Origin of the sequence: Citrobacter sp. CK199, from assembly GCF_030333285.1 — a bacterium.
Taxonomy (GTDB): Bacteria; Pseudomonadota; Gammaproteobacteria; order Enterobacterales; family Enterobacteriaceae; genus Citrobacter_B; species Citrobacter_B koseri.
This window is the reverse complement of the sequence record NZ_JAOWGF010000008.1, coordinates 152,163-164,491: the sequence shown is the minus strand read 5'-3', so window position 1 is coordinate 164,491 and position 12,329 is coordinate 152,163. Positions and strand designations below refer to the sequence as shown.

The window sequence follows — 12,329 nt, the reverse complement described above, 5'->3', positions numbered from 1 at the left end:
AGGATAATCATAATGAAACGTACTCTGAAGTCCCTGGCAATCTTTACTCTCCTCGCAACCAGCGCCAGCCATGCCGCCGTGATCTACCAGGCCAATGACGGATCGAATATCGATCTCTACGGGCGTCTCGGATTCAATATCTCTGACAAGAAATCAGGCGACACCTCGGGCGATTTTGACGCGCGTATCGGTTTCTCCGCCCGCCAGGCGATTAATGACAAGCTGGCCGTTATTGGTTTTACGCAGTATCAGGTAAATGCCGCAGAGTACGCGAACAACATCAGCGCGGAAAACCCGAATGACTTCACCGCGCGTTACGTCTGGGCAGGGATTGATTTTGCCGAATACGGCAAGCTGACCGGCGGGCGCGTGTCATCCGGCCTGATCATGTTCACGGATATCGGCGATGTGTTCGCCAGCTCCGATGTCGCAATGGCCCGCCAGGCAAACTTTGTTGACCCGACGGCGGTACAGGTTTTCCGTCAGGACGGCACCATCCAGTACCAGAACACATTCGGCAATTTTGATTTCTCTACCGCCTATATTCTGGGCAACAACACCTCCGATCTGGATTACGGTTATAATGCCGCCCTTCGCTATACGCTCGATATGGGCGATTTTGGCCGCCTCCAGCCGGTCATTGCCGGTCAGACAGAGAAAGCGAGCCATGACGATACATCCACGCTGTCGGATAATAATGTCGATAAGTACACCTTTTATGGCATCGGCACCCGCTACTACCTGGGCGATTTCATGTTCGGCCTGCTCTATGCCCAGGATAAAGTCACCTACCTCGACGGTTCTGCGGACAGCACCGATAAAGATTACGAAGCAACGCTGGTCTGGAACGTCAGCCCGGACTGGGCGTTACGTACCGGCTATCGCCATCTGAAAAATGAGGACGGCGACGGGCTGAAACTTCGCGATACCACCTTTGAAGCGCAGTACAAACTCACCGTTCGCAGTTCCATATTTGCGTCTTACTCCTGGCGTAATGGTGAAGAAGGGAAAAAACGGACGAACGGCAATGATGTCTCCTTTGGCGGCAGCAACCCGGCTGATGACTATTTCCACCTTGGCTTACGTTACGAATTCTGATTCCCCTTTTCCGGGAGAGTAAAAATGAAGAAATATTTTATGTCCGCCGCAGCACTGTTGTTTTGCAGCCAGGCTTTTGCCGCTCCACATCTCTTTATTGGCGATAACGTCAGCGTGCTGGCGGCCCGTTCGGCAAAAGTCAGTATTTTTAGTAAAGACGTGGCGCTGCCAGACGGCGCTCAAAAAATGGTAGTGAAGTTCGACAGTCCGGCAAATCCTGAATCGGTGAACAATAACCGGGGCCGCGTAACGTCTAACCCGTATATCATCTCGTTTAACGCTTCCGGCAATGTGGATCTGCAACTGTCTGCGGGAAAACCGCTGGACGAAAAAGAAGCCAGTCAGATGGCGCAAAAACCGGTATTCACCCTGACGGCGGCCGGGAAACCCGTACCGTTTGATATCAAAATTCTCGACCGTGACAGCATCACCGTGTTCACCGACCTGAGCGCCATCGTCAACGATGACAGCACGATGATACCTTCTCCGGCGCGCTCCGCTTCCCCGGCGGCGCCCGCCACTTCGCATGACCAGCTCTCCCAGCTACAGCAACTGTATCTGAAAGCTGACGACACCCAGAAAAAAGCATTCCTGAAATGGGCGCTAAACCTGTAAGGCTGTAAGTAATATGCAACTTGAAAATATGATTACCGAAGGTGTTAACCGCGCCTCTTTTGAGATTGACCGGGCTTCCACCCTCGATATGTGCCGCATCATTAATGATGAAGATAAAACGGTTCCACTCGCCGTGGAGCAGGTTCTGCCCGAAATCGCCGCGGCTATCGACATCATTTATGCGCAGGTCAGCGCTGGCGGGCGGCTGATTTATACCGGCGCCGGAACGTCCGGTCGCCTGGGTATCCTTGACGCCAGCGAATGCCCCCCGACCTATGGCGTGGAATCAGGTCTGGTTATCGGTTTGATCGCCGGTGGCGAGCGCGCGATACAGCATGCGATTGAAGGCGCGGAAGACAACCGCGAACTTGGGGTCAACGACCTGAAGTCCCTCGCACTCAATGAAAAAGATGTGGTTGTGGGCATTGCGGCCAGCGGTCGCACGCCGTATGTGATTGCCGGTCTGGAATATGCCCGTACGCTCGGCTGCCGGACGGTCGGGATCTCCTGCAATCCGGGGAGCGCCGTAGCAAAGGCGGCGGAGCTTGCCATCACACCCGTTGTCGGCGCCGAAGTGGTGAGCGGTTCTTCCCGTATGAAGGCGGGCACCGCGCAGAAGCTGATTCTCAACATGCTGTCCACCGGCCTGATGATTAAATCCGGTAAGGTGTTTGGCAACCTGATGGTGGATGTTGTCGCCACGAACGAAAAACTCAACGTGCGTCAGGTAAATATTGTGAAAAATGCGACAGGCTGCACCGGGCAACAGGCTGAAGCCGCGCTGATGGCCTGTGGCCGTCACTGCAAAACCGCTATCGTCATGCTACTGAAAAACCTCAACGCAACAGAAGCCAGTCTGCGTCTTGAGCAACATGGCGGCTTCATTCGCCAGGTACTGGAAGAGGAATAAAGCGAATGGCAAAAGAAATCAGTAATGATCTCCTGAATACGATTATCTCCCGGGTCGGTGGCCCGGGTAATATTGCCACCTGCGGGAACTGCATGACCCGTTTACGCCTGGCGGTACATGACAGCGATCGGGTCGATCCGGCGATTAAAACGCTCGAAGGCGTGAAAGGCGTGGTCCTCTCGAATAACCAGGTGCAGGTCATTTTTGGCCCCGGTAAAGCGCAGCGGGCGGCAGATGCCATGAATGCGCTACTGAGCGACAACAGCGGCACCGTCACGCAGGCGGCAGATATCGCCGCCAAAACCAAAAGCCAGCTAAAAGCGAAACAAACTTCAGGCATTCAGCAATTCCTGTCGAAGTTCGCCACTATTTTTACGCCGCTCATTCCCGGTTTTATTGCTGCGGGTCTGCTGCTGGGGATTGCCACGCTGCTGGGTACGGTATTGCACGTTCCGGCCGATGCGCAAGGTATGCTTCCCGACGCCCTGAACTTTATGAAAGTGTTCAGTAAAGGGCTGTTTACCTTTCTGGTCATTCTTATTGGCTATAACGCCGCGCAGGCTTTCGGCGGCACCGGCGTTAACGGGGCGATCATCGCCTCGCTGTTCCTGTTGGGATACAACCCTGCCGCCACCACGGGCTATTTCTCCGGTATTGAGGACTTCTTTGGCCTGCCGATCGACCCGCGCGGCAACATTATCGGCGTACTGATCGCCGCCTGGGCCAGCGCGCGTATTGAGGGCTTTATTCGACGCTTTATGCCCGACGATCTGGACATGCTGCTGACCTCCATGTTAACCCTGCTGGTCACCGCCGCACTGGCCTACCTGATCATCATGCCGCTGGGCGGCTGGCTGTTCGAAGGGATGTCATGGCTCTTTATCCACCTCAACAGCAACCCGCTGGGCTGCGCCGTTCTGGCGGGTCTGTTTCTTGTTTCGGTGGTGTTTGGCGTCCATCAGGGCTTCATTCCCGTCTATCTGGCATTAATGAGTAGCCAGGGATTCAACAGCCTGTTCCCTATTCTTTCTATGGCGGGCGCAGGTCAGGTCGGCGCCGCACTGGCGCTCTACTGGCGAGCAGAAAAACACAGCGTGTTACGCAGCCAGGTTCGCGGGGCGATTATTCCCGGCTTACTCGGTGTTGGCGAACCGCTGATTTACGGCGTTACGCTGCCACGAATGAAACCGTTTATCACCGCCTGCCTCGGCGGCGCTGCCGGGGGGCTGTTCATCGGCTTAGTGGCCTGGTCGGGTCTGCCGATGGGCTTAAACAGCGCCTTTGGCCCATCCGGTCTGGTGGCGCTGCCGTTAATGACGTCCGCGCAAGGTATTCTGCCCGCAATGGCGGTATATGCCGGAGGAATGCTGATTGCGTATCTTGGCGGATTTATTTTTACCGCTCTCTTTGGCTGCCGTAATGTGAATCTGGACTAATACCATGAAAATGACATTACTTTTTGCTTCCCTGCTGGCGCTCAGTTGCACTGCCAGCGCCGCGCCATTTCCGGTATTGACTGACGCCGCGCCGGAAAAAGCAGGATTTAATATTGAACGGCTTAACGCGCTGGATAACTGGATAGCGCAACAGGTTGATGCCGGTTATCCGAGCGTTAACCTGCTCATTATTAAAGACAGTCATATTGTTTATCGTAAGGCCTGGGGTCAGGCTAAAAAATATGACGGCAGCGTCCTGATGCCTCATCCCGTCAAGGCAACCACTGACACGCTGTACGACCTGGCATCAAATACAAAAATGTATGCCACGAACTTTGCCCTGCAAAGACTGATGTCAGAGGGCAAATTACAGCCGGACGATCTTATCTCTAAATACATTCCCGGTTTTGGCGATCGCCCGGGGGATGCGATTAAAGGGAAAAGCACGTTACGCATTGCGGATCTGCTGCATCATTCCGGCGGTTTCCCTGCTGACCCGCAATACCCGAACCAGGCCGTCGCGGGCGAATTGTATTCGCAGGATAAAGCCACCACGCTGGAGATGATCAAACGCACGCCGCTGGCGTACCGCCCCGGCACGAAACACATCTACAGCGATGTGGATTATATGCTGCTTGGGTTTATCGTGGAGTCCGTGACGGGCCAGCCGCTCGATCGTTATGTTGAAGAGAACCTCTATCGCCCGCTCGGTTTAACGCATACGGTCTTTAACCCGCTACAGAAAGGCTTCCGCCAACAGCAGATCGCCGCGACGGAACTGAACGGCAATACCCGGGATGGCGTGATTCATTTCCCCAATATCCGCACGACCACCCTATGGGGCCAGGTGCATGATGAAAAAGCATTCTACTCGATGGGCGGTGTTTCAGGACATGCGGGACTGTTTTCGAATACCGGCGATATTGCGGTACTGATGCAGACCATGCTGAATGGCGGAGGGTACGGTAACGTGACGCTGTTCAGCCCGGAAACCGTGAAAATGTTCACGCAATCCTCGCCGGAGGATGCCACGTTTGGTCTCGGCTGGCGCGTTAACGGCAATGCGTCCATGACGCCGACATTCGGCACGCTGGCCAGCGCGCAGGCATACGGCCATACCGGATGGACAGGGACGCTGACCGTTATCGACCCGGCCAATCAGATGGCGATTGTGATGCTGAGCAACAAACCGCACTCACCCGTCGCCGACCCGCAAAAGAACCCGAATATGTTTAACAGCGGGTTGATGCCGATAGCCACATACGGTTGGGTGGTGGATCAGATATACGCGGCGTTAAAACATGAGTAACCGATAAGGCAGGACTGCCGGGGGCGCTTCGCTTGCCCGGCCTACAAAAAGGCTCTGTAGGCCGGGTAAAACGATGCCGCCATCCGGCAAAAGAAATTACAGCGCCATCAATCTGTCCAGAGACGGTGCAAAGTAATAGCCGCCCGTCACTGGCTTCGTGAAGCGCAGCATGGCGTCACGCTTCCCGTCGGTATCGCCAAACATGCTCAGCAACTGCTGCTCAATATTGTACAGACGCGCGCAGTAAGCGCAGAAATAGAGGCCGTGGGTGCCGCTGGCCGTACCGTATGGCAGGCTCTGGCGCACAATTTTCAGCCCTTTGCCGTCTTCTTTCAGATCCACGCGGGTCAGGTGAGACGTGACCGGACGGTCATCGCCATCGATCTCTTCGTTGGCTTCTTTAGTACGACCAATCATCATCTCCTGGTCGTGAACGCTCATGCGGTTGAGTTGCGTCAGGTTGTGTTCCCAACGCTGAACGAACACGTAGCTGCCGCCCGCATCCACGCCGTCTTTGATGACCGCCACGTCGCGGCGAACCTCTTCTCCCGCCGGGTTTTCCGTCCCGTCAACGAAGCCGCTGAGATCGCGTTCTTCCACCCAGCGGAAACCGTGGATTTCTTCCTGCACCTCGATGCACTCGCCAAAAGCCGCCATTGCCGCCTGCGCGACAGAGAAGTTCACGTCGTGACGCAGTGAAAGAATGTGGATCAGCACATCGTACTGGGTTGCTGGCGCCAGACCTTTACCGTAAGGGATAAAATCTTTCAGCTCTTCAGCCCCAGCGCCGCCGCTCAGGGCGCGCCAGGTGTTGTTGCCAAATGCGACAACCGCGCCCAGATGCGCGTCAGGGAATTTCGCTTCGAAGGTTGCCAGTTTATCGGCAAACGCTTTGCTGGCCGCACGCAGGGCATCGACATCCCCTTTTACATTGGCTTCAATCCAAATCGCCGCGCGGCAGTGTTCTGGCAAAATGCCACTTTGAACCTGAGACATTGTTCCTCCTGAAAAATAAGAATGCCACGGCTGCGTGGCATTGATGGGCGTATTGTACCCGTTTTTTCAGCGAGGCGGTTTGTTCAGACGCAAATTAACGGCGCCAGATGATTTTGCTCACTTTCCAGTTCTTCAGCGTGTCGTCAGGAGGCATTAACCCTTCCGGGCCGTTCCACTCGCCGGAGAACAGATAGCTAATATGTTGACTGTCTTGTGCTTTACACTCGACCGACGCGCTGTCATCGCCCGTCGCTTTCTGGCAGTTACCGAAGGCTTTGCTGTAAAGGTCGCTAAACGGCGTACCGATTTCGACGCCTGCCTGCGATGGAATATCGCTGTCCAGCACATCAATACGGCTGATGGTTCCCTGGTCGCCATTGATAACCAGCGCAACCTTGTCCTCTTTCATCACTTCAAAAAAACGCACCACGTTGCCGTTCTGGGTTTTCATTCCGCTACGCAGGCGATAGTCGCCATCCAGCGCGTCAGTAATCGCTTTTTCATCCAGCGGCGTGGACGCAGTTAATGCCCCAACGCCCTGCTCAGTGACCTCTGTCGACGATCCAAACCAGTTCCACGGATTCGCAGCAGACCAGTTCACCGACGAGAGGGTTGAACAGCCGCTCAGCACCAGCGGCATTGCGCATAAAATCAAACGCAGCGATTTCATCTCACTTCCTTTCTTTATTAATCAACGTTGTTTGGAGTCCGGTTTCGCCAAAAAGTGCCGTTATTCTTTTACCGGTGCAAAGCAGGCGCGTAAACGACGGTTAGAGAGCAACCAGATAAGCGCGACAATATCGGCCACCACCAGCGCCAGCCCGATGCCGTTTACCGGTTCACCGTACAGCCACAGCACCGGTTGCCAGCAGAGCAGAACGCCCTGCGCCAGAATCAACAAACCGCGCAGCCCGCGCCACAGCACCGGGAAAGCGTCGCGCCGCCCGCTCAGTAAAAACGCCAGTACCGCCGGGACGCCGGGCAACAACCCCAGCCAGAACGTATCGTGATCGGGATAAAACAGATTCAGCAGCGTATCGCCCTGCTCGCGGGAGGAGCCAGCAATCACAAACAGCACCCAGGTACGCGCCTGAAGCAGCAGCACGCACCAGAACAGAAAAGGCAGGCGCAAGCGCCCATGACCGTCGTAGTCAGCAGGATGAAACTCAGTACTCTTCATCTTCAATCAGACGCTTGCCCAGACTTAACGCGTCCGAATGTTCATAACCCAGGCGCTCGTACATGCCCAGTACAATGTCGTTGTCTTCCCGCACCATGATTTGGATTTTCGGACAGCCGCGAGCAATGAGCTTTTTCTCCAGCCGGTTCAACAGCGCGTTGGCGATGCCACGACCGCGAAACTCCGGGTGTACGCCAAGATAATAGGCAGAACCCCGATGGCCGTCATAGCCGCCCATGACCGTACCGACCACCTCGCCATTCACCTCAGCAACCAGGAACAGGCTGACGTCATGGTTCAGCTTACGTTCGATATCCATTTCAGGATCGTTCCACGGACGCAGCAAATCGCAGCGCTCCCAGAGGGTGATCACCTCTTCGAAATCTTCCTGGCGAAAAACGCGTATCTCCATGGTATTGAGACCCTTTTCAAGGTTAAAACTCCGATTATGGCGCGAACGACTGATTTAGCCAATATCTGACGCGAAACGGCGAAAAAAATGGCATAATGACGGATTGTCACGTATTGAAATGAAAAGTAAAACAATTCTCATCACGAACAGTCGTAACGGATTACGCGATACGATATAACATCTGGAACTCAATTTTCACAACTCAGGCTGTATGAGCACTTTTAAACCCTTAAAAACTCTCACATCGCGCCGCCAGGTGCTGAAAGCCGGGCTGGCGGCTCTGACGCTGTCGGGCATGTCGCACGCCATCGCTAAAGAAGAAGCGCTAAAGACCAGTAATGGTCACAGCAAACCGAAGGCCAAAAAAGCAGGCGCCAGACGCATTGTTGTTCTCGACCCCGGCCACGGCGGTATCGACACCGGCGCGATTGGTCGCAACGGCTCGAAGGAAAAACACGTCGTGCTGGAGATCGCCAAAAACGTGCGCGCGATTTTGCGCAACCAGGGGATTGATGCGCGCCTGACACGCACGGGCGACACCTTTATTCCCCTGTACGATCGCGTGGAAATCGCCCACAAGCACGGCGCGGATCTGTTTATGTCCATCCACGCAGATGGTTTTACCAACCCCAGCGCCGCAGGGGCCTCGGTGTTTGCGCTTTCTAATCGCGGCGCCAGTAGCGCCATGGCGAAATACCTCTCCGACCGTGAAAACCGCGCCGATGAAGTCGCGGGGAAAAAAGCGACCGATAAAGATCATCTGTTGCAGCAGGTGTTGTTCGATCTGGTGCAAACCGACACCATCAAAAATAGCCTGACGCTGGGATCGCATATTCTTAAGAAGATCAAGCCAGTGCATCGTCTGCACAGTCGCAATACGGAACAGGCGGCGTTTGTGGTGCTAAAATCACCGTCAATTCCCTCCGTACTGGTAGAAACCTCATTTATCACCAACCCGGAAGAGGAGCGTCTGTTAGGCACCACCGCATTCCGGCAGAAAATCGCCACCGCGATAGCCAATGGCGTGATCAGTTATTTCCACTGGTTTGATAACCAGAAAGCACACTCGAAGAAACGGTAATCATGAAACCCGATGCACAACGCGTAAAACAGTTCCTGCTCAGCCTTCAGGATGATATTTGCCAGCAGTTAGCCGCCGTTGATGGCGCTGATTTTGTTGAAGATAGCTGGCAGCGCGACGCGGGTGGCGGCGGGCGCAGCCGGGTACTGCGTAACGGCGGCGTCTTTGAGCAGGCTGGGGTAAATTTCTCCCATGTTCACGGCGACGCGATGCCCGCCTCCGCGACGGCACACCGCCCGGAGCTGGCTGGGCGCAGTTTTGAAGCGATGGGCGTATCGCTGGTGGTGCATCCGTTGAACCCGTACATTCCAACCAGCCATGCCAATGTTCGCTTTTTTATTGCGGAGAAGCCCGGCGCGGAGCCGGTCTGGTGGTTTGGCGGCGGTTTCGACCTGACGCCCTATTACGCGTTTGAAGAGGATGCCATTCACTGGCACCGCACGGCGCGGGATCTGTGCCAGCCCTACGGCGAGGACGTCTATCCGCGCTATAAAAAATGGTGCGACGATTACTTTTTCCTGAAGCATCGCGATGAGCAGCGCGGCATTGGCGGGCTTTTCTTCGACGATCTGAACACGCCGGATTTCGACAGCTGCTTTCGCTTTATGCAGGCGGTAGGCAAAGGCTATACCGATGCTTTTCTGCCAATTGTCGAGCGGCGTAAAGCAATGGCCTGGGGCGAGCGCGAGCGTCATTTCCAGCTTTATCGCCGGGGCCGCTATGTGGAGTTTAATCTGGTGTGGGATCGCGGCACGCTGTTTGGCCTGCAAACGGGCGGACGCACCGAGTCCATTTTGATGTCGATGCCGCCACTGGTGCGCTGGGAGTACGACTGGCAGCCGGAAGAAGGCAGCCCGGAAGCGGCGCTGAGCGAATTTATCAAAGTCCGCGACTGGGTATAATTTACCTGGCCGCGTTTTGCCTGATGACGGCTAACGCCTTATCCGGCCTACAACTGCAACGGTAGCGCCCGTAGGCCGGATAAGACGCAAAGCGTCGCATCCGGCACAATAATGTCATCACATCCACTGGCGCATACGCTGATGCAGCGTCAGCGACGGTTTTTCGGCAAACAGCTGCTGGTAATCGGTCGCGAACTGCCCCAGATGCCAGAACCCCCACTGCATTGCCGCCTCTTTGACCGTCGAACTTTGCGACCACGGGCTGATCAGCTCCCGCCGCACCGCGTTTAATCGAATCCGCTTCAGCCACGCGTTCGGGCCAATCCCCAGAATCGCGTGAAACGCGTTTTGCAACGTGCGGCGGCTGACGTGCAGCTGATTACACAGATCGAGCACCGTCAGCGGCTCCGACATATTCTCCAGCACGTATTCCCGCGCGCGGGACAGCAATTTTCGATAGCTCTGATGGCTGACGCTTTCTGCCGTTATAATCGGCTGCGCTTCTTCCAGCATCGTCCCCATCGCCAGCAGCAGGTTATCCCCCAGCACTTTACGCACCGCATGCTGATGCAGGTTTTCCGGGTTCTCGCTGAACGTCGCCAGCGCCTGCTGGACAAAGCCCCACAGCGCCGCTTTATGCTGCTCTTTCACTTCCAGCGCAGACTGGTTACGCAACATATGCAGCACCCTTTCCGGGTGATGCAGGAAATTGGCCTGCCGGGTAAGCACCTCCTCCGAGACAACCACGCCAAGGATGGTGTAATCATCCGGCGTGCTCAGCTCAAACTCCGTCCCGCCAGGACGGGTGGCGATCTCCGCGCTGCCAATGCACTGCGTGCCGATAAAACCTTGCTCGCCGCGCGTTGCCGGAATACCGAACCAGAAGGAGTTCGGCCAGACCAGGCAAGACTGACGCAGCGCCAGACCGGTGTACTCACGGAACACCTGAATTTCATCCAGCAGGATTTCCGTGAATTCCCCATGAAATTTACCGGGATGCAGCTGATCGTAAATCTGCTGCCAGGCGGTTATCGTCAGGGCGTGTTCATAGACGTCCGTTGTCAGCCGCTGGTGAACATTATCCACCTCAACCAGAGGCGTAAGTTTAACGTCTTCGGGTAACGCTTCATGATAAAGATGGTGCAAGTTTGCTGTACGAGTCTTTTTCATGATCTTCAAAGCCGGGGCGCAACGTCCCCGGCACCTCCGACAGGTTATACTTTCTTCAGACGATAGCGACTACTGCGTTTACGCAACGCCCCGTCAGAAAAGAGTTGCTCCAGCGCATTTCTGGCGCGCTCCAGTGACCAGCCAAAATGCGCGGCCACCTCCCCTGCCGTCATTCCCTGACGTACTGATGCTAATAACGCCAACAGCGCTTCTGAGGATTCAGAGGTAACAGGCGCATCTGGCGTCTTTCCGACTTTCGTTGGCTGGCGCTTAAAGCCGCCGATCAGCCACTGGGTGTCGTCTTCCGGCCGCCCAATTTCTTTGCGGCTGATAACACGGCCCGTGCGTTGTGCTGCGGCGCTTCCAGCATCCAGCGCCGCGCGACACGCCGCCAGATCGCCCTCCACCACCAGCGTCAGCCTGCCGGGATCGAGCACTTCGTGGCTGAGCAATCGCACATTGGCGGCTTTCAGCATGGCGTCCGCCGCATCAACGGCGGCAACCATGCCATCCACTTCCAGTAATCCCAGTGCATTGATCATCGCTACCTCTCTTACGCGCGCTGGACGGGATTACGGGCAATATCCAGAACGGCATCGGTAAAGGCGTTGCAGGCGGCTTTACAGGCGGCCTGGCTCCCCGTTAAAAACGCCGCAGAGTAGTTGGTTTCTGACGGCGGCGGCACGTAGGTCACCAGTTGGACATCGGCGGATTTCATCGCCGCATCAATGCCAAACGTCGCTTCCAGCGGCGGCGCCACCAGATAGGCGATAGGATCGCCCAGCGCGATGCCTGAGGTTGACGAGAGATAAGACCCGGTACGCGAAACCACATGCGCCAGGAATGCAGTATCTTCCGCATCGTTGGCCCACTGGAACGCTGCGCCGCCTTCAATATGCGCCACCATCGCATCCAGACCCGCCCGCACTTCCGCCGGGTTCGGGCCGCCCAACATAATCAAGACTTCACCGGCCGTCGGCGACGGCCCGTGGGCCGCTCCGGCATACAGTGAACGGCCATACACCACTTCCACCATCGCCTGTTTTGTCGCTTCGTCTGCCGCAATATACGTTACGTCATCAGAGTCTGCCGTGATGAGACCGAGGCTACGTATATGTGACGGTAATTTAAGCTCACGCGCGAAACCGTCATTCACCGAGGCAATCACGCGCATTGCGGTGACCGACGGTCGAATCAAATCTAATGCTGGCATGTTGCCT

General features: G+C 55.8%; 14 protein-coding genes. 7 read left to right on the top strand and 7 right to left on the bottom strand.

Features of this window, described 5'->3' with window-relative positions; translation table 11 throughout:
* Positions 1-12: 12 nt before the first annotated feature.
* Genes OGX75_RS00775 through pbp4b form a run of 5 tightly spaced genes read left to right on the top strand, consistent with a single transcriptional unit; the run spans position 13 to position 5,368 of the window.
* Entirely contained in the window at positions 13-1,098 is a 1,086-nt protein-coding gene (locus OGX75_RS00775) for a porin (protein ID WP_012131354.1), read from the top strand.
* Positions 1,099-1,122: 24 nt separating this feature from the next.
* Positions 1,123-1,713, top strand: coding sequence for a DUF2057 family protein (locus OGX75_RS00770; protein WP_286450869.1), 591 nt, complete (start codon positions 1,123-1,125; stop codon positions 1,711-1,713).
* A 13-nt stretch (positions 1,714-1,726) separates the two neighbouring features.
* On the top strand, positions 1,727-2,623 hold the full coding sequence (gene murQ, locus OGX75_RS00765) for an N-acetylmuramic acid 6-phosphate etherase (protein ID WP_101744325.1): 897 nt from the start codon (positions 1,727-1,729) through the stop codon (positions 2,621-2,623).
* A gap of 5 nt (positions 2,624-2,628) precedes the next feature.
* Entirely contained in the window at positions 2,629-4,059 is a 1,431-nt protein-coding gene (gene murP / locus OGX75_RS00760; protein ID WP_012131350.1) for a PTS N-acetylmuramic acid transporter subunit IIBC, read from the top strand.
* A 4-nt stretch (positions 4,060-4,063) separates the two neighbouring features.
* Positions 4,064-5,368 carry a penicillin binding protein PBP4B gene (gene pbp4b / locus OGX75_RS00755; RefSeq protein WP_219936771.1) on the top strand — a complete coding sequence of 435 codons (1,305 nt, stop codon included), beginning with the start codon at positions 4,064-4,066 and terminating at the stop codon, positions 5,366-5,368.
* Positions 5,369-5,464: 96 nt separating this feature from the next.
* Here pbp4b and OGX75_RS00750 read toward each other — a convergent pair whose 3' ends face one another.
* The 4 genes from OGX75_RS00750 to OGX75_RS00735 all read right to left on the bottom strand — a co-directional run bounded on the left by OGX75_RS00750 (position 5,465) and on the right by OGX75_RS00735 (position 7,956).
* Positions 5,465-6,364: a Dyp-type peroxidase gene (locus OGX75_RS00750; protein WP_071258029.1), complete on the bottom strand. Its 900-nt coding sequence runs from the start codon at positions 6,362-6,364 to the stop codon at positions 5,465-5,467.
* A 94-nt stretch (positions 6,365-6,458) separates the two neighbouring features.
* Complete coding sequence (locus OGX75_RS00745) at positions 6,459-7,034, bottom strand: RpoE-regulated lipoprotein (RefSeq protein ID WP_049009817.1); 576 nt, start codon at positions 7,032-7,034, stop codon at positions 6,459-6,461.
* 60 nt (positions 7,035-7,094) lie between these two features.
* Positions 7,095-7,544, bottom strand: coding sequence for a DUF2919 domain-containing protein (locus tag OGX75_RS00740; protein WP_049009818.1), 450 nt, complete (start codon positions 7,542-7,544; stop codon positions 7,095-7,097).
* Positions 7,531-7,956 (bottom strand): GNAT family acetyltransferase, encoded by a 426-nt coding sequence (locus tag OGX75_RS00735; RefSeq protein WP_012131345.1) that lies wholly within the window; start codon positions 7,954-7,956, stop codon positions 7,531-7,533. Before OGX75_RS00735 ends, OGX75_RS00740 begins: the two co-directional genes overlap by 14 nt.
* Positions 7,957-8,167: 211 nt before the next feature.
* On the opposite strand from OGX75_RS00735, the gene amiA reads away from it, so the two are divergent.
* Positions 8,168-9,037: an N-acetylmuramoyl-L-alanine amidase AmiA gene (gene amiA, locus OGX75_RS00730; RefSeq protein ID WP_071258031.1), complete on the top strand. Its 870-nt coding sequence runs from the start codon at positions 8,168-8,170 to the stop codon at positions 9,035-9,037.
* A 2-nt stretch (positions 9,038-9,039) separates the two neighbouring features.
* Entirely contained in the window at positions 9,040-9,939 is a 900-nt protein-coding gene (hemF, locus tag OGX75_RS00725) for an oxygen-dependent coproporphyrinogen oxidase (protein WP_101744322.1), read from the top strand.
* 117 nt (positions 9,940-10,056) lie between these two features.
* On the opposite strand, the gene eutR is transcribed toward hemF, so the two are convergent.
* From eutR to eutL, 3 genes are read right to left on the bottom strand one after another with little or no spacing between them, the layout of a single operon-like run.
* Positions 10,057-11,109: an HTH-type transcriptional regulator EutR gene (gene eutR, locus OGX75_RS00720; RefSeq protein ID WP_047462135.1), complete on the bottom strand. Its 1,053-nt coding sequence runs from the start codon at positions 11,107-11,109 to the stop codon at positions 10,057-10,059.
* Positions 11,110-11,153: 44 nt separating this feature from the next.
* Positions 11,154-11,651: an ethanolamine utilization microcompartment protein EutK gene (gene eutK / locus OGX75_RS00715; RefSeq protein WP_012131340.1), complete on the bottom strand. Its 498-nt coding sequence runs from the start codon at positions 11,649-11,651 to the stop codon at positions 11,154-11,156.
* An 11-nt stretch (positions 11,652-11,662) separates the two neighbouring features.
* Positions 11,663-12,322 carry an ethanolamine utilization microcompartment protein EutL gene (gene eutL / locus OGX75_RS00710; protein WP_047462132.1) on the bottom strand — a complete coding sequence of 220 codons (660 nt, stop codon included), beginning with the start codon at positions 12,320-12,322 and terminating at the stop codon, positions 11,663-11,665.
* Positions 12,323-12,329 lie beyond the last annotated feature (7 nt).

Coding starts and splice junctions, on each gene's coding strand:
- OGX75_RS00775 (WP_012131354.1), top strand. CDS start 13: ATGAAACGTACTCTGAAGTCCCTGGCAATCTTTACTCTCCTCGCAACC.
- OGX75_RS00770 (WP_286450869.1), top strand. CDS start 1,123: ATGAAGAAATATTTTATGTCCGCCGCAGCACTGTTGTTTTGCAGCCAG.
- murQ (WP_101744325.1), top strand. CDS start 1,727: ATGCAACTTGAAAATATGATTACCGAAGGTGTTAACCGCGCCTCTTTT.
- murP (WP_012131350.1), top strand. CDS start 2,629: ATGGCAAAAGAAATCAGTAATGATCTCCTGAATACGATTATCTCCCGG.
- pbp4b (WP_219936771.1), top strand. CDS start 4,064: ATGAAAATGACATTACTTTTTGCTTCCCTGCTGGCGCTCAGTTGCACT.
- OGX75_RS00750 (WP_071258029.1), bottom strand. CDS start 6,364: ATGTCTCAGGTTCAAAGTGGCATTTTGCCAGAACACTGCCGCGCGGCG.
- OGX75_RS00745 (WP_049009817.1), bottom strand. CDS start 7,034: ATGAAATCGCTGCGTTTGATTTTATGCGCAATGCCGCTGGTGCTGAGC.
- OGX75_RS00740 (WP_049009818.1), bottom strand. CDS start 7,544: ATGAAGAGTACTGAGTTTCATCCTGCTGACTACGACGGTCATGGGCGC.
- OGX75_RS00735 (WP_012131345.1), bottom strand. CDS start 7,956: ATGGAGATACGCGTTTTTCGCCAGGAAGATTTCGAAGAGGTGATCACC.
- amiA (WP_071258031.1), top strand. CDS start 8,168: ATGAGCACTTTTAAACCCTTAAAAACTCTCACATCGCGCCGCCAGGTG.
- hemF (WP_101744322.1), top strand. CDS start 9,040: ATGAAACCCGATGCACAACGCGTAAAACAGTTCCTGCTCAGCCTTCAG.
- eutR (WP_047462135.1), bottom strand. CDS start 11,109: ATGAAAAAGACTCGTACAGCAAACTTGCACCATCTTTATCATGAAGCG.
- eutK (WP_012131340.1), bottom strand. CDS start 11,651: ATGATCAATGCACTGGGATTACTGGAAGTGGATGGCATGGTTGCCGCC.
- eutL (WP_047462132.1), bottom strand. CDS start 12,322: ATGCCAGCATTAGATTTGATTCGACCGTCGGTCACCGCAATGCGCGTG.